Annotated in this window: 24 protein-coding genes and 1 riboswitch; of the genes, 9 read left to right on the forward strand and 15 right to left on the reverse strand. The window is 56.6% G+C overall.

What is annotated here, in order from left to right:
• Positions 1-7: 7 nt before the first annotated feature.
• The 3 genes from DNI29_RS17005 to DNI29_RS17015 are packed head-to-tail and all read right to left on the reverse strand — an operon-like array spanning position 8 to position 4,100.
• Positions 8-1,069 (reverse strand): acyltransferase family protein, encoded by a 1,062-nt coding sequence (locus DNI29_RS17005; RefSeq protein WP_123823296.1) that lies wholly within the window; start codon positions 1,067-1,069, stop codon positions 8-10.
• Positions 1,062-2,825 carry a class I adenylate-forming enzyme family protein gene (locus DNI29_RS17010; RefSeq protein WP_110979327.1) on the reverse strand — a complete coding sequence of 588 codons (1,764 nt, stop codon included), beginning with the start codon at positions 2,823-2,825 and terminating at the stop codon, positions 1,062-1,064. Before DNI29_RS17010 ends, DNI29_RS17005 begins: the two co-directional genes overlap by 8 nt.
• A 33-nt stretch (positions 2,826-2,858) precedes the next feature.
• Positions 2,859-4,100 (reverse strand): acyltransferase family protein, encoded by a 1,242-nt coding sequence (locus DNI29_RS17015; protein WP_110979328.1) that lies wholly within the window; start codon positions 4,098-4,100, stop codon positions 2,859-2,861.
• Between the two features lie 274 nt (positions 4,101-4,374).
• Here DNI29_RS17015 and DNI29_RS17020 point away from each other — a divergent pair, with 274 nt between their 5' ends.
• A complete protein-coding gene (locus DNI29_RS17020) occupies positions 4,375-4,713 on the forward strand; it encodes a hypothetical protein (RefSeq protein ID WP_110979329.1) in 339 nt (112 codons plus the stop codon).
• A gap of 132 nt (positions 4,714-4,845) precedes the next feature.
• On the opposite strand, the gene DNI29_RS17025 is transcribed toward DNI29_RS17020, so the two are convergent.
• Positions 4,846-5,463, reverse strand: coding sequence for a DUF6624 domain-containing protein (locus DNI29_RS17025; RefSeq protein WP_110979330.1), 618 nt, complete (start codon positions 5,461-5,463; stop codon positions 4,846-4,848).
• Between the two features lie 215 nt (positions 5,464-5,678).
• On the opposite strand from DNI29_RS17025, the gene DNI29_RS25155 reads away from it, so the two are divergent.
• On the forward strand, positions 5,679-5,813 hold the full coding sequence (locus DNI29_RS25155; RefSeq protein WP_262510231.1) for a hypothetical protein: 135 nt from the start codon (positions 5,679-5,681) through the stop codon (positions 5,811-5,813).
• A gap of 223 nt (positions 5,814-6,036) precedes the next feature.
• The gene (locus DNI29_RS17030; protein WP_110979331.1) at positions 6,037-6,444 is read left to right on the forward strand and encodes a tyrosine-type recombinase/integrase; all 408 of its coding nucleotides are present in this window, start codon (positions 6,037-6,039) and stop codon (positions 6,442-6,444) included.
• Between the two features lie 384 nt (positions 6,445-6,828).
• Here DNI29_RS17030 and DNI29_RS17035 read toward each other — a convergent pair whose 3' ends face one another.
• Positions 6,829-7,068, reverse strand: a complete 240-nt coding sequence (locus tag DNI29_RS17035; protein WP_110979332.1) for a hypothetical protein — start codon at positions 7,066-7,068, stop codon at positions 6,829-6,831.
• 599 nt (positions 7,069-7,667) lie between these two features.
• Between DNI29_RS17035 and DNI29_RS17045 the strand changes: the two genes are divergently transcribed.
• Positions 7,668-8,105 (forward strand): VOC family protein, encoded by a 438-nt coding sequence (locus DNI29_RS17045; RefSeq protein ID WP_110979334.1) that lies wholly within the window; start codon positions 7,668-7,670, stop codon positions 8,103-8,105.
• A 69-nt stretch (positions 8,106-8,174) separates the two neighbouring features.
• On the opposite strand, the gene DNI29_RS17050 is transcribed toward DNI29_RS17045, so the two are convergent.
• Complete coding sequence (locus tag DNI29_RS17050) at positions 8,175-8,381, reverse strand: hypothetical protein (RefSeq protein WP_110979335.1); 207 nt, start codon at positions 8,379-8,381, stop codon at positions 8,175-8,177.
• A 463-nt stretch (positions 8,382-8,844) separates the two neighbouring features.
• Here DNI29_RS17050 and DNI29_RS17055 point away from each other — a divergent pair, with 463 nt between their 5' ends.
• The gene (locus DNI29_RS17055; protein ID WP_110979336.1) at positions 8,845-9,069 is read left to right on the forward strand and encodes a hypothetical protein; all 225 of its coding nucleotides are present in this window, start codon (positions 8,845-8,847) and stop codon (positions 9,067-9,069) included.
• Positions 9,070-9,139: 70 nt separating this feature from the next.
• On the opposite strand, the gene DNI29_RS17060 is transcribed toward DNI29_RS17055, so the two are convergent.
• Positions 9,140-9,514, reverse strand: coding sequence for a 4-fold beta flower protein (locus DNI29_RS17060; RefSeq protein WP_110979337.1), 375 nt, complete (start codon positions 9,512-9,514; stop codon positions 9,140-9,142).
• A 228-nt stretch (positions 9,515-9,742) separates the two neighbouring features.
• Here DNI29_RS17060 and DNI29_RS17065 point away from each other — a divergent pair, with 228 nt between their 5' ends.
• Together DNI29_RS17065 and DNI29_RS17070 are read left to right on the forward strand one after the other, a co-directional pair.
• Positions 9,743-11,809: a tetratricopeptide repeat-containing sensor histidine kinase gene (locus tag DNI29_RS17065; protein ID WP_110979338.1), complete on the forward strand. Its 2,067-nt coding sequence runs from the start codon at positions 9,743-9,745 to the stop codon at positions 11,807-11,809.
• Positions 11,810-12,378: 569 nt separating this feature from the next.
• Positions 12,379-12,813 (forward strand): Fur family transcriptional regulator, encoded by a 435-nt coding sequence (locus DNI29_RS17070; RefSeq protein WP_110979339.1) that lies wholly within the window; start codon positions 12,379-12,381, stop codon positions 12,811-12,813.
• Positions 12,814-12,900: 87 nt separating this feature from the next.
• Here DNI29_RS17070 and DNI29_RS17075 read toward each other — a convergent pair whose 3' ends face one another.
• From DNI29_RS17075 to sdaAB, 6 genes are all read right to left on the reverse strand, one after another.
• Entirely contained in the window at positions 12,901-13,329 is a 429-nt protein-coding gene (locus DNI29_RS17075; protein WP_110979340.1) for an EamA family transporter, read from the reverse strand.
• 1 nt (position 13,330) lies between these two features.
• The gene (locus tag DNI29_RS17080) at positions 13,331-13,726 is read right to left on the reverse strand and encodes a DUF4259 domain-containing protein (protein WP_110979341.1); all 396 of its coding nucleotides are present in this window, start codon (positions 13,724-13,726) and stop codon (positions 13,331-13,333) included.
• 567 nt (positions 13,727-14,293) lie between these two features.
• A complete protein-coding gene (locus tag DNI29_RS17090; protein WP_238388129.1) occupies positions 14,294-15,283 on the reverse strand; it encodes an NAD(P)H-dependent glycerol-3-phosphate dehydrogenase in 990 nt (329 codons plus the stop codon).
• A 240-nt stretch (positions 15,284-15,523) separates the two neighbouring features.
• Entirely contained in the window at positions 15,524-16,933 is a 1,410-nt protein-coding gene (locus DNI29_RS17095) for an efflux RND transporter periplasmic adaptor subunit (protein WP_110979343.1), read from the reverse strand.
• Positions 16,934-17,029: 96 nt separating this feature from the next.
• Positions 17,030-18,553 (reverse strand): TolC family protein, encoded by a 1,524-nt coding sequence (locus tag DNI29_RS17100; protein WP_110979344.1) that lies wholly within the window; start codon positions 18,551-18,553, stop codon positions 17,030-17,032.
• A gap of 148 nt (positions 18,554-18,701) precedes the next feature.
• On the reverse strand, positions 18,702-19,382 hold the full coding sequence (sdaAB, locus tag DNI29_RS17105; protein ID WP_110979444.1) for an L-serine ammonia-lyase, iron-sulfur-dependent subunit beta: 681 nt from the start codon (positions 19,380-19,382) through the stop codon (positions 18,702-18,704).
• A 193-nt stretch (positions 19,383-19,575) separates the two neighbouring features.
• Between sdaAB and DNI29_RS17110 the strand changes: the two genes are divergently transcribed.
• On the forward strand, positions 19,576-20,553 hold the full coding sequence (locus DNI29_RS17110) for a tryptophan 2,3-dioxygenase family protein (protein WP_110979345.1): 978 nt from the start codon (positions 19,576-19,578) through the stop codon (positions 20,551-20,553).
• 124 nt (positions 20,554-20,677) lie between these two features.
• Here DNI29_RS17110 and DNI29_RS17115 read toward each other — a convergent pair whose 3' ends face one another.
• Positions 20,678-21,220, reverse strand: coding sequence for a DUF2911 domain-containing protein (locus DNI29_RS17115; protein WP_110979346.1), 543 nt, complete (start codon positions 21,218-21,220; stop codon positions 20,678-20,680).
• A gap of 205 nt (positions 21,221-21,425) precedes the next feature.
• On the opposite strand from DNI29_RS17115, the gene DNI29_RS17120 reads away from it, so the two are divergent.
• Positions 21,426-21,839 carry a hypothetical protein gene (locus tag DNI29_RS17120; protein WP_110979347.1) on the forward strand — a complete coding sequence of 138 codons (414 nt, stop codon included), beginning with the start codon at positions 21,426-21,428 and terminating at the stop codon, positions 21,837-21,839.
• Here the strand turns inward: DNI29_RS17120 and DNI29_RS17125 are convergent.
• Positions 21,833-23,155 (reverse strand): MFS transporter, encoded by a 1,323-nt coding sequence (locus DNI29_RS17125; protein ID WP_110979348.1) that lies wholly within the window; start codon positions 23,153-23,155, stop codon positions 21,833-21,835. The two genes, DNI29_RS17120 and DNI29_RS17125, sit on opposite strands and share 7 nt — an antisense overlap.
• A 97-nt stretch (positions 23,156-23,252) precedes the next feature.
• Positions 23,253-23,462: riboswitch (cobalamin riboswitch) on the forward strand.
• Positions 23,463-23,493 lie beyond the last annotated feature (31 nt).

The following is a 23,493-nucleotide window of genomic DNA, read 5'->3' on the forward strand; positions in this document are numbered from 1 at the left end:
GAACCTCCTATGAGTTGAGGGCAATGCCTCTACTAGGTATATACTTTCGCTGCAGCCACACAATGACTCTTTCGAGTAATATTATCTGGCCAAAGGTTAACCCTATGCACAGTACTGTTTGTCCGGGCGATAACAGAGTCAGAGGGAAGCCCAAAAGCCAGGCGTTGAAATGGATGAGCGGCCAGTGCGCAAAAAACAGAACTATGCTCAGCCGCCGAAGATACCCATGATAAGGCTGCACCCACTGGCTGGTTACATTCAACAGGCCATAAAACAATAAGAGGGTCAATGGCAGGTGCGCGAGCATCATTTGATGAGGATACCCTCCGGGGTATAGAACCATGATTACCGCCAATTCTGCGATGCTCCAGAGCAGGGCTGGCGCTAGTAACCACCACTTGTTAAGCTCTACAAACCGTTTCTCCCATTTAGCGATGAAAATGCCCGCAAATACGAAGGGGAATCCATATGCCAGATAATTATAGACCAGGATCTGAACTAGCATCCAATGCTTATAGCGGTAGATGGTCAGGTCGCCCAGCATGTGTTTGACTATAATTTGTAATGGCCCAATCACACTAGCTGCTACTAGGAAGCCCAGCAGGGCAAGTGCTCCGGCAGCCACCAGCCGGCGGCCTCTTTCGGCCCAATACCCTAATACTATTGCTACTATTAAGGGCGGAATAAACCATAGTTGACGATAGGGCCCCACAACCAAAAAAGGCTCTATATAGAATTGCAGGCTGCGGTAGGCAAAACTGCCAGTCCGTACCACCGAATGCGGATCGGTGAAAAATGATAAGAGACAGAATAGTGCATACACTCTGCCTATCCACATCACATATTGGCGGATGTACTTCTTAGGTTGCGCAGCGTGCATCCAGCCTTTGCAGGCCAGAAAGCCTGCCATCACGTAGAAGCCCGACACAACGACAGAGCAGAGCACGCTAAAGCTCGGAATGTAGGTGTTAAGCACTGCATTCAACGGGAATGGTTTGATGTGCGCCAGCACGATCATAACGGCTCCGGCAAATTTAAACAGGGTAATACCTGGGTAATATTTACGCATGTTGCACTTGAATCATGTGCTGCAATTCACTGCGGACCTCTGCTACCGCAATTTTACCGTTCGCATTCAGTGGAAGTGCGGACAGCCGGAGGAAATACTGAGGCACTTTAAAAGAGGAAAGCGACGCTTGCAACGTTTCGCGAAGCACCTCAATAGAGACGGCGCCTCCCGTTTTTTCGGTGAATGCCGCTCCTATCACTTCGCCATACAGCACATCGGGTACGCCGACCACTACTGCTTCTTCAATGCCAGGCTGCTGTTGCATAATCTTCTCTATCTCCGCCGGAGATATCTTTTCCCCACCCCTGGAAATGATGTGCTTCAAGCGGTCAGTGATCATAATGCAGTTGCGTGCATCCACGTAGCCTAAATCACCGGTTTTAAACCAGCCTTCCTCCTGCTGCGCGTCCATAGTGCCCGTATGTTGGTACGGCATAATCCGATGACTGCGAACCAGAATTTCGCCCTCCTGCCCTACTGGTAGCCATGCTCCAGTATGAGGGCTTAAAATTCCCACTTCTACTTGTCGGGCAACCTTCCCACCTATACTAGCGGTCGTTTGGAAAAATGCTTCCAAGGCAATTTCACCGTCCAAATAGTTCAAGCGTCGCATCACGCGCAGCAGTAACGATACCGCTACATGACGGTTGTTGGGTAAAAAACAGGTCCCATTTGCTACTGCCCCAGTTTCAGTGGAGCCGTAACTGACGGAGAAGAAATACAGATTCTTACAACTTTGTATGGCTTGCTTCACCACATGGGGCCTGACGGCCGCCGACGCAAAGATTATCCCTAACACACTTTCCAGCTGCGTAGTAGCCGGCTCCAGAGCCATCATGGCTTGGAGCATATGGGGGGTACCCATCAGAAAACGAGCTTTTGTCTGAGCAATTGACTGCAAGGCTCGAACCGGGTTGAACCGGGTGAGCATCGCCAGGCGTATGTTGCACACCTGAAGTGGGGTAAGCAGTATCCCAATGCCCGCCAAGTGATATAAGGGCAACAAGCTAAGCCCGGCAAATCGATTTACATAAACGTTTCCCTTGCGCGCAAAGAATGAAAGAAAAGCCGGTGCCTTTACGATTTCATCAGTAGGTTTCTTTGCCATAAAGGAAGCGGCTGACCGCAAAATACCTTTTGGCTTGCCGGTCGTACCACTGCTGAAAAGCAGGAAGGCTGGGGTGTGGACAGTCACAGGAAGCGAATCTATTGCCGGACGGTATTCTGGCTTAGGCTCCGACTTGAGGGTTTTATAGTTGCGGAAAAAGGAGCTGGAGTCAACCGCGCTACCCAGCACAAACGCATGGTGTGGGATCCAATGGGTATCTGACAGAGCTTCCGTTCCGGGCCGGTCGGCGACTACACCCTGCAGTTGAGTGTATGCAATGTGCTGTTCAGCCGATCCTATGATAAAGACAGCCGGCCTAGCCTCCAGTAGGCACCCTCTTAGTTCTTCTTTAGTGAGATAGGTGCTTAGGGGAACGGCCACTCCACCCGCCGCAATGGCGGCATAAATACAAATGAGTTGCTCGGCGCACCCTTCCATCAAGATGGCAATTCGGTCGCCTCGTTGTATGCCTAGCTGCCTCAAGCCAACAGCAACAGCTTTCACTTCTTGCCATAAGGAGCGCCAAGTGCAGGTTTGCCCCCTTTCCGGAAACAAGTAGCAGGGGGTGTCCGGAAATTCTAGGGCACGCTGATGCAGCATACCTGGAATGGTATTAAGCTTAAATTGAAGCGTTCCTAAGGTAAGCATGAGGGCGTGTCAAGTGCACTGGTAGCCTTCACGCTACAGTTGCCGTTTGTTCATTTTTTTGAAGCGGCCTAAAAAAGCGTAAGGAGCCAGACGTCGTCCGTTTAGCAGGACGCCCAAGCGGGTAGTGCGGACCCAGTACTGATAGGTCAGTAAGGAAAAGACCGTTGTACTGGCGCAGATCAGTATAAACTTAAGCAGTGCGGGAAGAGGCACCCCTATCAGTAGGCCAGGAAGCAATAAAGTTAGGGGCAAGTGAACTAGGTACACCCAGTAAGAAGCCTCGGAAAGGTATCGAAACAACTCAGTAGGCTGGCTTAAATAACGAATAGCCAACCCTATTACACCCAGTGATAGCAGCCAGATAGCTGGCGCGGCGACCGCTACCTGTACTAAATGAGCCGATACAGAAACAGGATAAACAATTAAAAAGGCGTACAGCCCAGCTGTTATCAAACCGAAGCCAGTATACGACCACGCGTGGTTACGAAAACGGGTAAGCAGATGCTTGTGACGAAACAGAAGCCAGCCAAATACAAAAAACACAAAATAGGTTAGGGGTATGGCCAGTGGCGGCAGGAAGGCGTTTGTGCCTTCTATTCCGGTTACATCCTTATAGGCAGGACGCATAACTAGCATGGTAGCCAGCGTAACGGCAGCTAGCAGCAGAACACCGGCAGGCTGGGCCACTACCCATTGAAAAGCAGTATCGATCCAGTTCTTGCTTTTCTGCGGCAGACGGCGCACGCCTATTACCAGTAAGGTAATAGCGCCATAAAATAGCAGTAGGAAGTACAGGAACCACAGATGAATGAGCCCTAGCTGCATCACGAGCTGAGGCAAAGTGAGGTTATTTTGAGCCAACAATGCGCCCGAATGCAGTTGTTGCACTACTCGAGTAACTCCACTAGGACCACCTAGCATGGTAAATGCAGCGCATAAAACCGTTAGTGGAAAAAGGGCGACCCAACTCACGCCTAAGGGCAGCAACACACGCTTTAACCGATTTCGTACCAACCCTCGTGCACCATGCGCATGCCACGTAAGCCCTCCAAAGAAACCCGCCATTACAAAAAAAACGGGCATTCGAAACAAGTGAATTAAAAAGGCAACCCCACTCAACAGGGTTGTGTGTGCGCTGTCATGGTAGGCACTATATACACTAAAGGTCCACGTAGCATACGGCAGAGCAGAGTGAAGTACAACACCGAGTAACATCATGACAGCACGCAGGCCGTCCAGCGCGAAGTAACGTTCTTTGAATAGTACAGAAGGCATTAAATTTGTAAAAACTGGTTTTTTCGAACCTAAAGATAGGTATATTCAAATAGTAACTTTCTACCCTTGACTAAGTAAGGTGTGTGGCAGCTGCCTTACCAGGGTATGCTGATTGAGCAGGCGTTCGAGGAGCAAAAGCGGCGGGTGCTGCGGTAGAGCTATGTTTTCTTGAGCAGCAGCCTCAGCCTTTGACAAGTTGGAGCTGTCTATTTCTACCCTTTAGGTTACTCCCGAGCACTGCATTGCATTATAGGCAACCACACCCGTCGCTTCTATGAAGGCCTTCACCTCCTTGCCCGAGTTCCGCTATGCTCTACTCCTGGCTTTGGCAACCCTCGGGTGGATGCTGCTCGACAGCCAGTGGCAGGCGGAACAAGCCGAGCGGACCAGACATAGCTGCAAGGGTGAGGCCACCTTTCTCATCGTTATTCCCGCCTATATACTCTTTGTAGCTACCGGCTTCGGGGCATTAGCCTACCTCTCCCACGCTTGGCAACGGTGGCGTAACCCGGCTCATCCGCCGGCGGGAAGAACCACCTTTGTGCTCTTGTTTTTCTCAGGTGTGCTGACGTATCTGGTAGTAGGGCTGAGTTGGCTGGCTAAGTGGCTCTAGTAAATCAGGGTGTGCTTATAGGCCCAGTAGTTAGAAGAGTAGAAGTAGCGGTTGCGCTAGGGTATATGATCAACCTACAAGCCCCTCCACACCAGAAGGGCTTGTAGGTTGTATCTACTTCTGCAATGCCGCTTACTTAGGCTTGTTCATCTGCTCGTGCGACGAAGTCATCCAGTCCAGGTACTGCTGCAGCGGCTCCATGCCCATCGCAGCGCGGCGCTTGTCCACGTTCTTCGGGTCGCGCAATGACCGGGGTACGGCCTTCCCCAGTCCTGGGCCTTTGTACTCCACCTGCGTGCCATACTCCAACGGCTGCCCCGCATTCAGGGCTACCCGGTCGATCAGGTAGGCGTAGTTGGCGGCGCTGGCATTCTTGCGCTTCACCTCGGGCAGCATTAGTTTGAGCACCTGCCGCTGGAAGGCCGGGTGCGCGTCGGCGTGCTGCACCAGCAGCCAGAAGTTGTTGGAGCTTTTCTCGCCCACCTGCCGGAAGCCCGGGTATCCGACCTGCCGCACGATCTTTTCCAGCACCGGCTGGTGACGGGCGTAGTTCTCCTTCTCCACCTCGACCAGGTGCCGGCCGGCGCTGTCGGGCTGCTGCTTGAATATCTGCTGCATGGGCCACTGGTCGACGTAGGCCAGACTGTCCAGCGTCTTGCTCAATTTTGGGTACAGCACCGGGTTGGTCTGGGCCGTCGCGGCCCCCAGGTTCAGGCCCCACAGGGCGGCAAGTACGGCAAGTCTTTTCATCCCCGCAAACTAGCAAATCCGTACCAATTATGGATTTGTTCTACACCCCACAAAGAAGAAGTAGGATATGAGTGTAAGGCTGCACCCAAGATATCGGTGCCCGTGCGTCGTGTACAGGCCACTCTGCCCGGAATTGTGACATACCGCCCCCAAGGTAGTTAACTACTCTAATTAGCGTTTTGCTACCTTGGTTATCCATTCCGCTATCCTCCCCTATGCCCATCCGTTTCCACCTCCATACCAAAGTCTACTCGGACGGCCGCCGCCCGATTTACCTCGATGCCCGCTGGGGCCGCAGCAAGGCCGCGGGCAGGCAAGGCGAATCGCGCCTGCGCCTGGGCACGGGCTAGAGCTACCAGCCCGGCAACTGGCGCGAGGACAAGCAGCGCATCAAGTCGGCCGAGCTTAGCTACGCCAAGATGAACCGCAAGCTATCGGAGCTGTAACTGCTGGCCACCACCCTGCTGGAGAAAGCCGAGCTCGACGGCGTGACTTACACGCCCGAGCAGTTGGCCGCTCTGCTCAAGCCAGCGCCGGTTAAGACGAGAGCAGCAGAGGCCGTCGTGACGCCAGTTGCGCAAGATCCGCGTGGCCCTGGACCCGGTGGCCTACGAAAACTGGCAGCGCTACGAAGGCAAGCTCACGGTACCAGCCAACCAGACCATGAACGCGCAGTTCAAGGCTCTGTGCCGGGCCGCTGGCCTCAAGCGCCAAGTAACGCACGTGCGCGGCAGCGGGGCCGAACGCTTGGAAAACACGATTCCCCTGTGGCAGGCCGTCAGTTGCCACACGGCCCGCTATACCTTCGTCACGCTGCAGTACGAGGGCGGTACCGACATCGTCTTCATTCAGGACAGCGTGGGCCACGCCAGCCTGACGACCACGCGCAAATACCTCAAGACCCGCATGAAGGAGCGCCTGAGCTCTACGCTGACGGCTTTCGATAAATTACGGGAGCGGGAAGAAGAACGGACACACTAGAAAGCGGTGTGCCCGTCTGGTGTGCCCGTTTGGGAGCAGGTTGACACCAGACCTTACTATTTGCAGTCGGGACTAGGCGGGTATAAATCGGCTTCTAAGGGGTGGCAGAGCACGATAGCAGTAGGGACCAGAGAATAGAGGCTTCCGACAGGAGGTTCATAGTTTTTAAAACCCGTTGTAAATCAATGATTTGCAACGGGTTTTTTCTTGGTATGCCCTTTTGCTCGAAAAGCCTCTTCTACCCTGTTTACTCCTCAAGAAGCTAAAACAGTGAAAGCCCCAACAGGTGCTAGCTGCCAGGGCTTTCTGGTTATATTTCTGGTTATAGGGCAAAAGGTGTATAGGCCCGAAGATACGAGGCAAGCTCGTTTCTGGTTCTCGGCTTCACCCACGTCGCAGCAGAGCCAGCAGCCAGCCCGAGCCGCTGAGCCCGAGGGGTATCAGGGAATAGAGCAGACCCAAGGCTACTACGCCGGCCGCGTAGGGTAACACGGCCCGTAGCCAACTTTCTTTTTCGGTGGTAGCCGCAGCCTGAGCATGCGGTGCCGTAGCCGAGGTCCCGCCCTTCTGGCCATCCTTCGTGTTGACAGATGTATGTTGCTGGTTGCCCGTAACGACCTGCACCAGGGCTTAGGGCTTATCGGCTTCTACAGCAGTAGCATCGGCGCCCGTTGCCATACATCAGGCTTCTCAGCCGTAGCCGTGGTGGCCGTGTTTCCGGTATCGGTTAATGGTGGTTTGAACGCTTTTGCAGCCCAGCACCGCCACGGAAGCGAGTAGAAATAAGTAGCGCATGCGTTAAAGGTTATAGCGGTACGACAACCCCACTTCTTGGTGCGGGGGGCCACCGGCGGCTTGCCGTACCAGTAGCTGAGCTGGTGCCGCTTTGGCTCATGCCGCCGCACCGTCGGGTTAATGGAGCCGGCCTGCACATCCAGTAGAAGCAGGTAGCATAGGAGGAGTATAAGGTAGCGCATTAGTCTAGCCAGTTAGCGGCCGCGTGAAATTCCTAGTTGGCCCGTAGCAGCAGGTGCACGCCGGCCCCGTCACGTCCGCCCCCACTCCCCGTATTGCCTTCGTTGCAATACCAGCCCCGGCTGCAAGCTGGCTCATAACTGCTAAAATATTTGTCGCAAACGCCCCTGTAGGTTGTCGCATTCAGTGACCGTATCAGAGCGTTTTAGCCTATACTTTTGCCCTGTACCCACTTAATCATCGCGCACATGGCAACTAACATTTTTATCAACCTACCGGTCAAAGACCTCAGTGCCTCGGTCGCCTTCTTCACCCAGCTGGGCTTTAGCTTCGATTCGAAGATGAGTGACGAAAGAGGCACCTGTATGGTCGTTAGCGACACCATCTTCGTGATGCTACTGGTGGAAGAGTTCTTCCAGTCGTTTACAGCCAAGCCGCTGGTAAATGCGCACCAGGCCAACGAAATGATTCTATGTGTGTCGGTTGACAGCCGTGCCGAGGTAGACCGCCTCGTTGATGCGGCCCTGACTGCTGGGGGACACTCCGTGCCGCAGCAGCCGCAAAACGAAATGGAGTTCATGTACGACCGTAACTTCCAGGACCTCGACGGCCACCTCTGGAATATCCTATATATGGACATGGCCTGCGCCCAGCAGACAGCCACTCCAGAAGCTGCCGCACAATAACTAGAACCAACAAAAAAGCCCCTCCACACCGGAGAGGCTTACTGTTTGTATAAGGTAAACTATTAGCGCTTAGCGTCTCAGAAACCCTTTGGCTTCCCAGGCTGCTACGTTCTGTGTGCGCACAAAGCGCGTTTCCATATGCCCCCAGGCATCGTGCTTGTACATGACCGTTTTGCCGGCTTCCCGCTGGTGCAGGGCCTGAAGCTGATCGGCATGAGAGAGAGCAGGCACAGCTTCTTCGCTGGCTTTGCGGGGGCGTTTACTTGAACTTGACATAAGGGGGCAACGCGGTGGGCAGCGGAAAGGGTCCATCGGGCATTCAGCTACACGCAGCTATATTTCGTAAAGAGCCCCTCCGCACCGGAGGGGCTCTTTTTATCTGTTAAAAGGGCGGGTTACATCTCCAATTCTGCTGTCCTATCCAATCAAGTTTAAGCAAGCAGTTGGTCAACTCATCGAAATGGCTTGGCGCAAAGTCCGGCGCCCCTTACCAAGGGCTGATAAACAGCCTAGCCGAGCAGTGACCAAAATAACCCGCTACACTTGCAGAGCATCAGCCCAACGCCCAAGGGTGTTGCGTATACTACAAGACTTCTTCACTTGATTGCCCAACTCGTTGAGCATTACCCACCTGGTTGGAACAACTAATCACCCAGGCCAATACACCCATAGACGCAGCCTATGGGTTGTACTTTGGTATGTTTCTTGCCTTTTGTGGAGCATCACAACTTATTGCTCCATGTCTGATACCGAAGTAGCTTTTCGTGCCGCACTGCACGACGAACAGTTTGCCACCGCTGCCGTGCTACTGGCCCAACTTATGTCGGCGCGCTACGGACAGCAACGCCCGCTGACGTTGGTACAGGATATTCAGTTGCAACGGAAATGCCTGGACCTGCTAACGCAGCGCTCCGTACCTGGGGCCGATGCCCTCCTACAAGTGGCTACTCAATGGGAGATTTAGGCGTATTTACAGCCCAAATAAAAAGGTCCTACCCCCTCTTTTTGCCTTAACCGCACAAGAATACTATCGGCTACTGGCCAAAATACGCCAAGCCAGACACAGATGACCATTCGGTAGTACGGCTCCGACGGGCCGGCCGGGGCTGAAGGCGGGGGAGCGGCTGCGGCAGCCGAGCCAGTCTGGTGCGGGCGGGCAGCGTGGGCAGTTGCTTGGGAAGTGCCGGCCGACTGGGGCCGCCGATGGCATTCTCGGCAAACAAAGCGGGCCGGCCGTGACGGTCATATAACCAGCCCTGGTGTGCCCATCCTAAATATCGGCCTTGGGCTGAATACAGCAGTTTCTGTTCAAACCAAGCCACTAGGGCACCTTTGCCATCATAAATGACTTGGCACGCATCATCGGCGTACGCAACCGGCTCACCGGCCATGGTATATAGCGGAATCATGGGGTAGCAACGTCGGGTATGCCGGTATAAACGAGCCTACCGTTCCTGTCGGATTTAGACAGCAGCCAGCCAACGAGCATTTTCTATTGCATCCTACTCATAGGCAGGCCTAGCTAGATATGGATGATGCTTTTTCTACCCCCTGCTTTGTGGCGAGGTGCTGCTACACCTGATGAGAGCTGGGCTCAGTAATTTTTCGGGGCCGGGTTCCCTGCGTACCTTCCCCTTATGATAAAACGCTTACTGGGGCTGCTGTTCGTGGTGATGGGACTGGGCATTTCGGTTGGGAGGGCTCAAAGTCCGCAAACGCATGCCTTGCGGCTGGCGCTACGCCAAGCGCCCACCGATACAACCCGTGTGCTCCTGCTGGCGGATATGGCGGCCACCTTCCGCTATTCCCGCTTCGACTCTGTGCAGTGGTATGCCCGGCAAGGACTGGATTTAGCCCGGCAGATTGGCTACCGGAAGGGCGAGGGGCGCTGCCTCTCCCGTATTGCCTTGCTGTTAGGTGAGCGTGGCAACCTGCCCCAGGCCTTGCGGATTGATCTGCAGGCTCTGCACCTTAACGAGGCCAGTCAGGACCGGGAAGGCCAGGCGCGCACGCTCAACCAAACCGGGCTGCTGTACTTCGCCCTGGATGACTACCGTCCGGCTTTGCAGTACTTTTTTCGGGCCTGGCGCCTCTATCAGCACTTACCCAACCGGGATACCTCTCAGCTAGTGAGCGTGCTTACCAACGTGGGCGCGAGCTACGAAGGCCTGCGCCGCTACGATTCTGCTGCGTTTTTTCTGCAGCGAGCCTGGCGGCTTACTACCCAGGCTCACAACTTAAACCGTAGTTGCTGGGGCAACCCGGCCCCCTACGTGCTACGCGAGTTAGGCCTGCTGGAAGCGGCTCAGGGAAAACCCCAATCGGCTCTTGCGTTCTACTGGCGGAGCGTACGGGCGGCCGTTCCGGAAAACGACCGGCGAAGCGCCAGCCGCTCGTATCAGTACATGGCCGAGCTGTACCAGAACCTGCGCCAGCCCGATTCCTGCATTTACTACGCTCGTAAATCTCTAGTGTTGGGCCGCTCGCTCCCGTTTATGGTGGGCATTGTGCGCAACAGCAAGCTGCTTACCGGAGCATTTGAGCAGCAGCGGCAGCCTGATAGCACACTCAAATACATGCGGCTACTGCTCACAGCCCAAGACAGCCTCTACGACCCTACCCGCGTTAAGCAGCTCAACGTGATTGAGTTTCGGGAGCAGCAGCGCCTGCGCCAGCTGGAGCGGGAGCGGCAGGAGCTTACCCAGCAGGTGCGCATGGCCGCGCTACTAGCTGGCCTGGGCGTGCTGCTACTGGCTTCTATATTACTTGGACGTAGCAACCGCCAGCAGAAACGTGCCAACCGTCATTTACAGAGCCTCAACGAACAGATAACCCACCAGGCCCACCAGCTGACGGCTCAGCGCGACAACTTGGCCCGCACCTTGCAGGAGCTGAAAATTGCCCAGAGCCAACTGGTGCTACGCGAGAAAATGGCTTCATTAGGGGAGCTAATGGCCGGAGTAGCCTACGAAATACAGGGGCCGGTAAGTTCCGTGCGCAAGTTTGCCGCCAGCAGCACCGAGTTGTGCGCCGAACTGCGGCAGGAAGTCGGCAAGCTGCTGGGGCGCCCCTACGACCAAGAAATGCTGGATGAGTTGCTCCAGAATTTAATACAGAATCAAACCCGCATCCTACAGTTTGCCCAGCGGGCCGATTCCATTGTGCGGGGCATGCTGGAATACTCGCAGGATGGCAGCGGGCCACGCCAGTCAACCAACCTGAACGCGCTGGCCGAAGAGTATATGAGGCTGACGTACCACGACCTAAAGGCCAAGAACCGCTATTTCAACGCGGCGCTGCTGCTGCGCCTGGACCCGGCCGTGGGCACCGTTCAGATTGTGCGGCAAGATATTGGTCGGGCGCTAATCGGTATATTCAACGCAGCACTGCAGGCCGTGCTGCAGCGCCAGGCAGACGCTGACCCCGACGAGGGCTATATTCCGCAGGTGGAGTTGCACACGCACCGGACGGGCGAATCTGTTGAGCTGCGGGTGCGCGACAATGGCCCGGGGCTTGCACCCGAAGCTATAGCCGTGCTGTTTCAGCGCTTCCCCGGGCCCGATGTTTCCGCTGACCTTGGCTTATCCTTGAGCTATGACTTAGTGACCAAAGGACTCGGGGGCCAGCTAGTAGCCACCAGTGAGCTAAACCGAGGAACCGAATACGTTCTGACCCTGATGCTTCCGGTGCACTCAGCTTCGTAATGTCGGCCGCTTTTGCGGGTGCTGTTTTTTCTGCTCGGCACCTACAGCCTCAAGTATGCCTACCCTCTCAACACTGGACAAAGCTTGCTTTGGTGGCTTTGCTGAAAATTCCTACCCCCTTTAACCAGAGCAAACCGGCCCCCAATAAGCAAGCGTGCCGGGCTGGCGGTTTTACCATAACACGGGTTCAGTGCGGCTTAGATTTCTTTATTGACAGGAGCCTATGTCACAAGCCTGCTACTTTCTGCTTATTTCCTTGGTCATTAGGCTAGCATAAAGTCAGCTCAGCCTCTTAAATATTGCCTACTAAGTGAGCAGAATCACTTTTTAGGCATGTCACAATTGATAGAGAACTGGCCTTGGCAAACGCACCATACTATAGCACATTTGTACATCCCTCCGGTGATAAGGGCATCTTCCTTTCCTCACCGAAACCGTTCCCGTTCCTTTTCCACAACCACTACGCGAAGGCTAGAGCTACCCCGCTCTGGCCTTTGGGCATTTATGAGCCCACAGGTTTATGTGGTATGCACTGAAGGCGGCAAAATGCGCAGTATCTTTGTGGTATCATGAAAGCTTCTGCTGATTCCCTTACTTCTATGCTGGCCCAGCACGGGCTGCGCCAGACCCCCGTCCGGCGTGGGGTACTGCGGCTACTGACCGGCTCTCCTTTTGCGCTTACCAGCCACGAGTTGGAACAGGCCCTGGGCGCCGATACGGACCGGATTACCCTCTATCGAACCCTCAAGACGTTCGAGGAGAAAGGTCTGATTCACCGGGTTATCGACAATACCGATGTTATCCGGTACGCGGCCTGCTCTGACCACTGCAGCGAGCACGCCCACTCCGACGACCATGTGCACTTCAAATGCACCCAATGCCAGCACACCTACTGCCTCGACCACGTCACGATTCCGCCCGTGCTGCTACCCCATGGGTTTCAGGTTGAGTCGCGCGACTACCTGCTGGCCGGGGTTTGCCAGCAGTGCCAGACCGAGGCATAGTAACTCCTCTACGTGCATCGAAAACGAGGCAGGCCCGCCGGATTGTCCGGCGGGCCTGCTTGTCTTTATATAATGGGCCTACCCCTACTAGTGCCCTCGGGCCAGCAAGGCTATGCCTACCACAATGCTCACTAGGCCCAAAGCCTGCGGCCACGATAGGGCCTCTCGCAATACTACCAGCCCTAAGACGGCCGTCAGGAGCACGGAGCCGCCCACAATAACCGGCGTACCTACCGAGGAGGGCACACCCCGGCTAAACACCACAAACGTCAGGATTTCGGCCAGGCCTACCCCTAGCCCGGCCGCAATAGCCAGGCCTACGCCCTTACCGCTTAGCTCCAGAGGCTGTCCTTTCAGGCGCAGCCAGATCAGCCACAGCCCGCCTAAACCGGCCGCAACCAACTGCAGAATCACCGCGCCTGCCGCCGCTGAAACATGGTCGGCGGCCAGCTTGATAAAGAAGTTGTAAAAGGCTAGGCACAACGCCGTAAGCAGGGCTAATACAAGCCAGTGCATACTACTCCGCCGCTAAGCGAGCCAGCAGTTCCTGCTGCAACTGCTGCCAGTTCTCATAATCTGCCGATTCGGCCCAGCGTGCCTGCAGCGCCGAACTGTTTAGCACGGCCTCTACCGCTTCCTGAGCCAGTTCTGCCAGGTCTTCATCGGCTTCCATACCGTTTACGGCCAGGGTAAGGCCCGGCAGAAAATCAGGGGTAGGATGCCCTTGGATAGCCGCTACGATTTCGGCGGCAGCCAGAGCCTGACTGGCTTCTTCCTCGTCCAGCTCTTCCTCGGCCTCGGCGGCGGTGGCCAGCACTTCGTAAAGTAGCGCTTCGTTGGGGTTACTGCGGAATTCCTCGGCCAGGTCGGCCGCGGCGTCGTTGTCGAAATTATGGTAGTCCCAGGTGGCCATGTGATAACTGTTAGGCGAGAGATGTTGGCTAGCAGACGGAAAAACCGCTGAATTGTTCCTATACCCCTTCAAAATGCGTTAGGTTTCTCTGACCCAGGGTCAGGCAACTAGTCCACAGCAGTCGTATCAGACGGCATATTGCGCATTTGCCACAATACATCAGCTTCGGCGGCACGTATTAGTCGGACGGTGTACAGGATGCCCCCTATCTGGATTACCATCGGCACTAACAACAGGAAAGACCACTTGAACCAGGGGCTGTGCGATACGGCCTGCTGAGTTCGCCGCTGCCACCATGCTCGCAGCCACGCCGCCAGAAAGAGACCACCGCACCCTATTGTTTCCAGCAAGCTCCGCACAGTTTCTTCTCCTCCTGGAATGGCCTGAGGCAGAGCGGATAAAGGCGGGTAAATAGTCCATCCGCTCGTGCCATCCATAAGCTGCAGCCAATACGGCTTGCCGGCCAGCAGCCAGGAACCAGCTAGTAACAGAAAACCGCACCAGCCAGCGCCCAACGCAAAATACCAGCTTGTGCGCCAGGATTCTCCAGTACCCCTTGTTTCCATTCTACTTAAACTTCTCCTTGAGCAATTCTACCTCAATAGCGGGTGAAATCTTCTCGTAGAGGATGTGGTAGGCGGCCGCCGTAATGGGCATGTTCACCTGCAGCTTGCGGTTCATCTCATAAATGCTTTTCACGGCGTAGTAGCCCTCGGCAATCATGTTCATTTCCAGTTGGGCCGATTTCACGGAGTAGCCCCGGCCTACCATGCTGCCGAAGGTGCGGTTGCGCGAAAACTGCGAATAGGCCGTAACAAGCAGGTCGCCGAGGTAGGCGGAGGCCGACAGGTCGCGGGGCTGGGGGTTCACGGCGTGCACGAAGCGGCGGATTTCTTGCACCGCGTTGCTAACCAGCACGGCCTGGAAATTGTCGCCGTAGCCCAGGCCGTGGGCAATGCCGCAGGTCAGGGCAATGATGTTTTTCATCACGGCGCAGTACTCAATACCATCCAGGTCCTGGGCGGGGTTGGCCTTTACGTAGCGGTTGCGCAGCAGGCGGCTGAAGTCTTCGGCCAAGTCACCGTCGGGAGAGCCAATGGTGAGGTAGCTTTGCTTTTCCAGAGCCACCTCCTCGGCGTGGCAGGGACCAGCTACTACCCCCAGGCGGGTGTGCGGAAGCCGAAACCGCTCGGCTACGTAATCCGTCACCAGCACATTTTTACCCGGAATCATGCCCTTAATGGCCGAAATAATCCGCTTGTGCTTGAGTGCGTCGCGGTCTAGCTTATCCAAGGTGCTTTGCACGAACGCGGCCGGCACGGCCAATACCAGCCAATCGGCTTCGCGCACAGCATCTTCCAGATCATTGGTGGGGAATACCCGGTTCAGGTCGTGGGCGACGGAGGAGAGGTAGCGCGGATTGTGGCGGGTGCGCAGCAGGTGCTGCACGTCGTCCTTGCTGCGCATCCACCAGTGGACGCGGCTGCCATTTTCAGAGAGAATTTTGGTCAGCGCGGTGGCCCAGGAGCCGCCGCCAAGCATGGCTATTTTTTCCAAGGGGTGGGAAAGTGGGAAGGTGGTGAAATGGTGAAATAGTGAGGTGGTCGTCGTTGGTAGATTTGTCGTTCAGGCAGCGCGGCCCGAACGAAACAACTCACCATTTCACCACTTCATCATTTCACCGCTACGTCAATCTTAGGTAAAAAAAACGGAAGGCCGCCCCTGCGTGCTGCAAGAGCGGCCCTCCGGCAAGGGTTAGCGGCTCAAGCTGAGCCAGTAACTTTTCTACGGGTTTGCTTACTCGCCCCCACCATCTTCCTTCAGAGCGGCCTTATCAAGCGTCTTGACATCCTTGATAACAACGAGGGAGCCGTCTTTGAGGGTTTTGGATACGGCCCGGAATGGCCCGCTCACTACTTGGTCGCCAGCCTGAATACCGCTCACGATTTCCATGTTCTGGAAGTCGCTAATACCGGTTTTTACGGGCGTCAGGATGGCCTTGCCGTTGCGAATGAGGAACACCACTTCTTGCACATCATCCTTGGGGCCGGCGGCTGGCGCGGGGGTAGCACCGCCGCTACCGCCCCGGCCCACGCGCACCGTTGGGGTCGATTTTTGGTCGTCATTGGCGGTGCGGGCGCTGTCGGAGCGGGTCGTGACGGCGGCTAGGGGCACGCTCAGCACGTTAGCTTTGCGGTTGGTGATAATGTCCACGGAGGCCGTCATGCCGGGGCGGAACGGCACCACGGTGCGGCCCTTGATAGTGCGGGTCAGGCTGCGATAGGACTCCGGCAGCAGGCGGATACGCACTTCAAACTCGGTAACTGCTTCGGCGGTGAGGGCATCCTTGGCCGTGTTGGCAATGGCCGTTACGATACCCCGGAATTTCTGCTCCTGGCTAGCGTAGGAATCCACTTCTACCTCAGCTGAGTCGCCCAGGTCTACGTTGATGATGTCGTTTTCATTCACGCTTACCCGCACCTCCATGTTGTTGAGGTTGGCAATGCGCATGATTTCGGTACCAGCCATCTGGGAGGTACCTACTACCCGCTCGCCCTTTTTCACGTTGAGCTTGCTCACTGTGCCGCTTACGGGCGCGTAAATGGTGGTTTTATTCAGGTTTTTGCGAGCTTCCTCTAGGCCGGCCTGGGCGCTGCGCACGCTGCTCTGGGCCGCCCGAATGTTCTGGCGGGCCGAGTTAATTTCTTCCTGCGAGGCATCATAGGCGGCCTTGCTGGCTTCGTAATCAGCCTGCGAAATCACCTTTTGCTTAAACAGGGAGGCGTTGCGGCGATAGGTCAGCTCGGTCTGGCGAGCGGTAGCTATCAATTGTTGCAGGCGGGCCTGGCTCTGGGCTACGTTGGCTTGCTGGGTGCCCACTACAGCGCTCTGCTGGCTCACCACAGCTTGGTAGTTATCGGGGCGAATACGCAGCAGCAGCTGGCCTTTCTGCACCGAGTCGCCTTCCTCCACGTACAGTTCCGTGATTTCGCCGGATACGTCGGGCGAGATTTTCACTTCGGTTTCGGGCTGTACTTTACCCGAGGCACTTACCTTCTCCACAATGGTAGCCGGCGCTGCTTTGGCGGCCAGTACCTCAGTGCCGGCTGGTTTGCCAATCCAGCCCTGTTTTTTCGCCACCACGATGCCGCCAATCAGTACCAGCAATACTGCCAGCAGAATGTACAGGGTGCGGTTATTTCGCATAAATCAATGAGTGAATGGATGAATGAGCGAATGAGTGAGGGAGGGAATAGCGGAAGCTTCCGGGAAGCACTGCAGCCATTCTACTTATCCGCTCATTTACAAAGAAATAGGACGACCCTGGTAGAAATCCAGCACCTTACGGCGGAAAATGAACTCATACTTGGCCTGAATCATCGTCGATTCGGCGGCCGTCAGGTTGTTTTTGGCAATGTTGAACTCCGTGCCGTTAAGCAGGCCATTATTAAAGCGGATTTCAGCATTGCGGTAGGCCGCCGTGAGGGCCTCCACCTGGCGGCGCGAAGAGAGGTAGCGGCGCTGGGCCGCAATGGCATCGGCGTAGGCCTGCTGAATGCTCTGGCGGAGCGTCAGGCGGGTTTGCTCGGCCCGCAGCTCCTGCTGCTGAATGTTGATTTGAGCACGCTGCACGCTGGTGCGGGTTTGCAGCCCGTTCAGAATCGGGATTTGCAGCGAGAACTGCAGGCTTTTACCCAAGTTGTCCTTTAGCTGATTCGAGAATTTGGAGGGCAAAAACTCGGAGTTCGGCTGGCCGGGCTGGAGCAGGAAATACTGGGACGGTACGGGCCGCCCCGATAAGTCAGGCTGAAATATTGGAATCTGCACTGCTTCCGTGGAGTCGCCGCTGAACACCCGCGCTAGCCGCGAGGAAGAAAAACCAGTGAAAATACCGGCTCCAAAGGCCAGACGGGGGTAGTAGCCGCCGCGGGCAATATCGAGGCTGTACTGGGCTGAGCGCACCCGCAGGTCGGCGGCCTTAATCTCGGGCAACAGGCTTTGCGCCGTTTGGTAGGTACCGTCGGGGTCGGCTTCCAGCAAGGGCTCGTCGTCGGGGTCAGCCAGGGGCGGCACCTCAATCTGAAAACCCGCGGGCGAAGGCAGATTCAGCAGCTGCGTCAGGGTCAGGCGGGCGAGGTTGCGCTGGTTCTGAGCCGTAATCACGTTCAGCTCGTCGCTGGCCTGTTGGGCTTGAATATCCAGCAGGTTGCTTTCCGGCACCGAGCCCGCCCGCAGCAGTTTCTGAGTACGCTCCACCTGGGAGCGGGTGCTGCTCAGGCGCACCTCATTGGTGCGAACCAGCTCCTCGGCCAGCACCAGCTGCAGAAATGCAGAGGCCACGTTCAACGACAAATCGTTGCGCGCCTGCTCAATATCCAGCACACTGGCTTTAGAGTCGAGGGCATTGCGCTTCACGGTATTGCGCAGCTGAAACCCCGAAAACAGCGTAATCTGGGAGTTGGCGGAGAAGTTATTGGAGCGGATCGTCTGACTTACGAAGTCGTTGGTCAGCGGGTCAAGGCTGGTGCCGTAGTTCCAGGCCTGGGTGCCGGAAAGGTTGGCCGTGGGGAGCAGCGCGGCCCGGCTCTGGCGCAGGGTTGCGTTCTGGAGCTCCGAGGTGAGCTGCTGCCCGCGCACCGTCAGGTTGTTCTGCAAGGCGTAATCGATGGCGCGCTGCAGGCTCCAAGGACCGGTGGGGGTAGCTGCGGGCAGCGCACCGGCCGGCGGTTGGGCCGGCGCCGTGGGCACCGGGGTTTGGGCCAGTACCGGGGCTCCGGCCAGCAATCCGGCCGACATACTCATGAGCAGCCAGTAGAAACGCTTCATAGTGAAAGGAGATTGGGCAGATAGGAAGGGTTAGCGCCGAGCCTGAGCACGGTGGCCTAGGCCACCAAAGGTATCAGTCTGCCAATGCGGGATAGTAGAAAATCAACGAACCCGGCAAAATTTTCCGTTAACCGGAACGTGCAGGTGCTTAGTCGATGGTAGGAATGTAGGTTACCCGGTGCACCCAGCGCAACTGGCGAAGGTACTCCAGAGTGATGTCGCGCAAACCTGAGTCGATTTCTATAAACTGCCGCGCCGCGTCGTTTTTGCCCTTCCGCGACACGAACATGGTGGCAATATTGCACTCATCATGCGCAATGACAGAGGCAATGAAGGCAATGGAGCCTGGCACGTCGTCGGCATCAATAATGAGCGTGTGCAGCGAAGCGGAGAAGTCTGAGGGGAAGCCATCCACCTCCACAATCCGGATAACGCCCCCACCCCGACTCTGCCCGATTACCTCTACGGCCTGTCCTGTACGCTCATCGCGCAGCTGCAACCGGATGGTGTTAGGATGCATGGTGGAGGCATTACCTACCCCCTGAAAAGTGTACTGCAGCCCGGCCTCCTTAGCGTGGTCGAAGGCCTCGCGGATGCGCACGTCGTCTGTGGGCATGCCTAGCAGCCCGGCTACAATGGCGCGGTCGGAGCCGTGGCCTTCGTAGGTGCGGGCAAAGGAATTATAAAAGGTGATGGTTGCATGGGTGGGCGTGCTGCCCAGGATGCGGATGGCGGCGCGGGCAATGCGCACTACCCCGGCCGTGTGCGAGGAACTCGGCCCAATCATCACCGGCCCAATCATGTCGAAAATACTGGATTTCTCTGCCATTGCGTAAATATAGGTGATGGGGTGAATGGTGACGAGGTGAGAGGCGACAGGTAAATGATGGCAGGTGAAAATGCCCGTCATCCTAGGCCGGAGCAAAGGGCCTTTACCCGTTATGAATCACCCCACCACCTGCCATCATTCACCTCTCACCTTTTCACCATCTTTGCAGCGTAGTACCCATCCGCCCTACCCCATGACCTCTCCGGAATCTGAATTCTCGCCCGCGGTGCTGGCCCAGCTGCGCCGCCTGCAAGAGCGTTACTCTGCCGATGACCAGGACCTGGCCGCCTACCTCGAAGGCCTCTACCATACCCGCTACCTGGGTTACTGGGACTATATCCAGCTGGATGCCCTGCTGAGCCTGCAGCGTCCTCTAACCAATATTCCTGATGAGAAGATTTTCATCATCTACCATCAGATAACGGAGCTATATTTCCAGCTTTGCCTCTGTGAGTACGAGCAGCTGGGCAACCTCACTACTCCCACCGTAGACGAAATAGTGCTGCGTGTGGGCCGCATCAACCGTTACTTCGAAAACCTGATCGACTCGTTTGATGTGATGGTGGACGGCATGGACAAGCAGCAGTTTCTGGAGTTCCGAATGGCCCTGATGCCGGCCTCCGGCTTCCAAAGCGTACAGTACCGCATGATTGAGCTGGCCAGTACCAGCCTCAGCAACCTCGTACCCGAGGAGCGCCGCCGCCTGCTGGGCGAGGCTGCCGCCCACGACGAGCTGATGGGCTGCATTTACTGGAAATCGGGGGCTACGGTGGTAGAAACCGGGGCGAAGGCCCTCACGCTGGTTGAGTTCGAAAAGAAGTACGCCGATAAGCTGCTGGAACACGCCCGCCATTTTGAGGGGCGCAACGTGTGGGCCGTGGTGCAGCGCCTGCCTCCCGGCCCCACCGGCCAGGAACACCCGCGCCTGCTGCGCCAACTGAAGCAGCTGGATGTGTGCGTGAACGTGAATTGGCCCCTGATGCACTACAAATCGGCGGTGCGCTACCTGGAGCGCCGCCCCGATGCCATTGCCGCTACCGGAGGTACCAACTGGAAGCAGTACCTGCCTCCCAAGTTTCAGCGCCGCATCTTTTACCCCCAGCTCTGGACCGAGCAGGATTTAGAGGACTGGGGCAAAGGCTGGGTAGAAAGCGTACTGGGCGGCGAGTAAACGACGGTCGCAAACCAGCAGCTTTCTTAACTAGACTAAAATACAAATAAGCCCTACAGCACCATGTTGCTCCTGAGTAAGGAGTAAGGCGTGGTGCTGTAGGGCTTATTTGGCTTGTTTATATCTATTTCACCTGAAAGCTTACCTGGGTATTTTCCCAAGCCAGGGTAACGCGGCCGCTCTTATCGGCAGTAATGAGAAACTGCTCCAGGGATTGAAAGGCCGTGGTGGGGGTAGCTTTTACCCGCAGTACGTCATCAGCTTCTTGGTACTCGTAGGCGCCCCACTGGTTAGGGGTTTTGTTGAAAATAATGGTCCATTCCTTGGGGCCAGGGATGGTGAACAAGGCATATTTGCCGGCGGGCAGCGGCTTGCCCTGCACAGTCACATCCTGGTCAACCGAGAAGGTAGTGGCTTCATTAGCGCCCGTGCGCCACACCTGCCCATAGGGCACCAGCCCCCCGAATATTTTGCGCTCCTTGGCGGAAGGGCGGCTATAGCTGATGCGGAACGTGGCTCTGCCTGTGGTGGCCGTTACTACCGCCGCTGGGCTTGGGCGGGCCGGTTTTTCATCGGGATTTTTCTTTTGCGTGCACGCCGCGGCCACTACTAAAAGCAGGAGCGTCAGCAGGAAACACAACCGCACGGGCGGATAAAACTGGGGCATACGGGTGGGAAAAGAAAACAGAGGCTAGGGGCTTTACCGGCTGGGCAGGGGTAGTAACCGGTGGCAGAATGGCCCAAAGCAAGAATTATACCTTAACTGTAAACTACAGGTTACCTGGGTACCGAAAATAGTAGCCTCTGCCGCCACGGGCTTGCAACCATCCAGGCGGGTTTCTGCATCTTTGGGGTCAAGCATCACTTCATTCATGACACGTTTTCTAGTATCTGCTCCGCTGCGCCTGACCCTGGCGGCTCTCCTTTCCTCTACCCTTCTGACCAGCTGCCTTGATGACAAAGAGCCTAGCTGCTCCTCTGATGCGCTAGCTCCTACCCTGGCGGTAGTCAGCCCCAAAACCGGCACGGTAAATACGCCCGTAGAGGTGCGCTATACCATCCAGATTGCCAATAGCTGCGGCCAATTCAAGTCTCTCACGGAGCAGCGCAATGGCAACAATATTTACCTCAGCCCCTTGGTGAGCTACGAGGGCTGCAGCTGCCCCCAGATAGCCTCTGACTACACCGGTTCCTTTAAGTTTACTGCGCCTACGCCGGGCAAATACGTGTTTCACTTCCTCAAGCTCGATAACACAATACTGACTGATACGCTTACGGTTCAGTAGCCCCGGCGCTGCTCTTCCTCATGCAGGCGGGAGGTAGTGCGGGTATCGGGCATCCGGCTATACACCAGCAGAGAAAAGGCCGCGCAGGCCGTCACGTACCAGTAAAACCATTCCTCCACGCCGTAGTCTTTGGCCAGCAGGGCAATGTACTCGGCGGAGCCCCCGAAGATGGCCACGGTCAGGGCGTAGGGCAATCCTACGCCCAGGGCCCGGATTTCCGTCGGGAACAGCTCGGCCTTTACCACGGCGTTGATGGAGGTGTAGCCGCTCACAATAACCAGGGCCACCAGCAGCAGCCCAAAGGCTACGCCGGGCCCTGCGGCCTGCTCCAGGGCCCGGAGCAGTGGCACCGTCAGCAAGGTGGCGCCTACCCCGAAAAACAGCAGCACCGGCCGCCTCCCTACCCGGTCGGAAATGGCACCCACTATGGGTTGCAGCAACATAGCTACCCCCAGCGCCCCGAACGACACCAGCGTAGCCTGATCCTTGGTGAAGCCAGTTGTATTCACCAGAAACTTCTGCACGTAGGTTGTGAAGGTGTAGAACACTACCGTGCCACCCAGTGTCAGGCCTACCACGGTTAGCACCTCGCGCGGGTGCTGAAGCAGCAGGCGCATCTGGGAGGGTTTAGGGCCCGCGGAGGGGGTAGCCTGGCGGGTAAAGGCATCGGTTTCCTCCATGCTCCGCCGAAGGTAAAGCGCCACCAAAGCAGCCACCGCCCCAATGCCAAAGGGCACCCGCCAGCCCCAGCTGTACATTTCGGGGGTAGTAAGCCACTGCTGCAGCCCCAATTGTACCAGCAGCGCCAGCAACTGGCCCGCAATAAGCGTCACGTACTGAAAGCTGGAAAAGAAGCCGCGGTTGCGCTGGTCAGCCATTTCGCTGAGGTAGGTGGCGGAGGTACCGTATTCGCCCCCCACACTTAACCCCTGCAGCAGGCGCGCCACTACCAGCAGCACCGGCGCGGCTACCCCTATCTGCTGGTACGAAGGCGTGAGGGCAATCAGCAGGGAGCCGCCGCACATCAGCAGCACCGAGGCTAGCAGGGCTGCCTTGCGCCCGGCGCGGTCGGCATACACTCCCATCAGCCAGCCGCCCAGGGGCCGCATCAGAAAGCCCACCGCGAAGATGGCTGCTGAGTTAAGCAGCTGGGCCGTCAGGTCGCCTTTCGGAAAGAAAGCCGGCGCGAAATACAGGGCAAAAGCCGAGTACACGTACCAGTCGTACCATTCTACCAGGTTGCCTACCGAGCCGCTGAAGATGGATTGGACGCGGGAGGCCATGGTACGCGGGGCGGCGGGCGGAAGCTGAGGCATAAGAAGCAGCAGGAAATGGAGCAGGCCGCAAACTAGCGAAAGTGCCCGGATGCCGCCGGTTCTGCTACCTTTGGCCTTTCGTTCTTTGTCTGTTAGTACAATCAGACGAGCGGCAGGTTGCCGGCCTACCCAGGCCAGCATGAAAAGGGAACCGGGTGCAACTCCCGGACAGACGCGCTACTGTAACTACCCGCCAGCACCCCGTGTGCCAGCATCTGCTTCCCCAATAAAGCCCATTGCCCTACCGGGTGAGAAGGGCGGAAAGCAGGGTACAAGTCAGGAGACCTGCCCGCCGCTCTTGTTGATAAGGCTCCTTCGCGACTTGAGGGCCTTGTCGG

It is taken from the genome of Hymenobacter sediminis (assembly GCF_003231285.1).
Classification (GTDB): domain Bacteria; phylum Bacteroidota; class Bacteroidia; order Cytophagales; family Hymenobacteraceae; genus Hymenobacter; species Hymenobacter sediminis.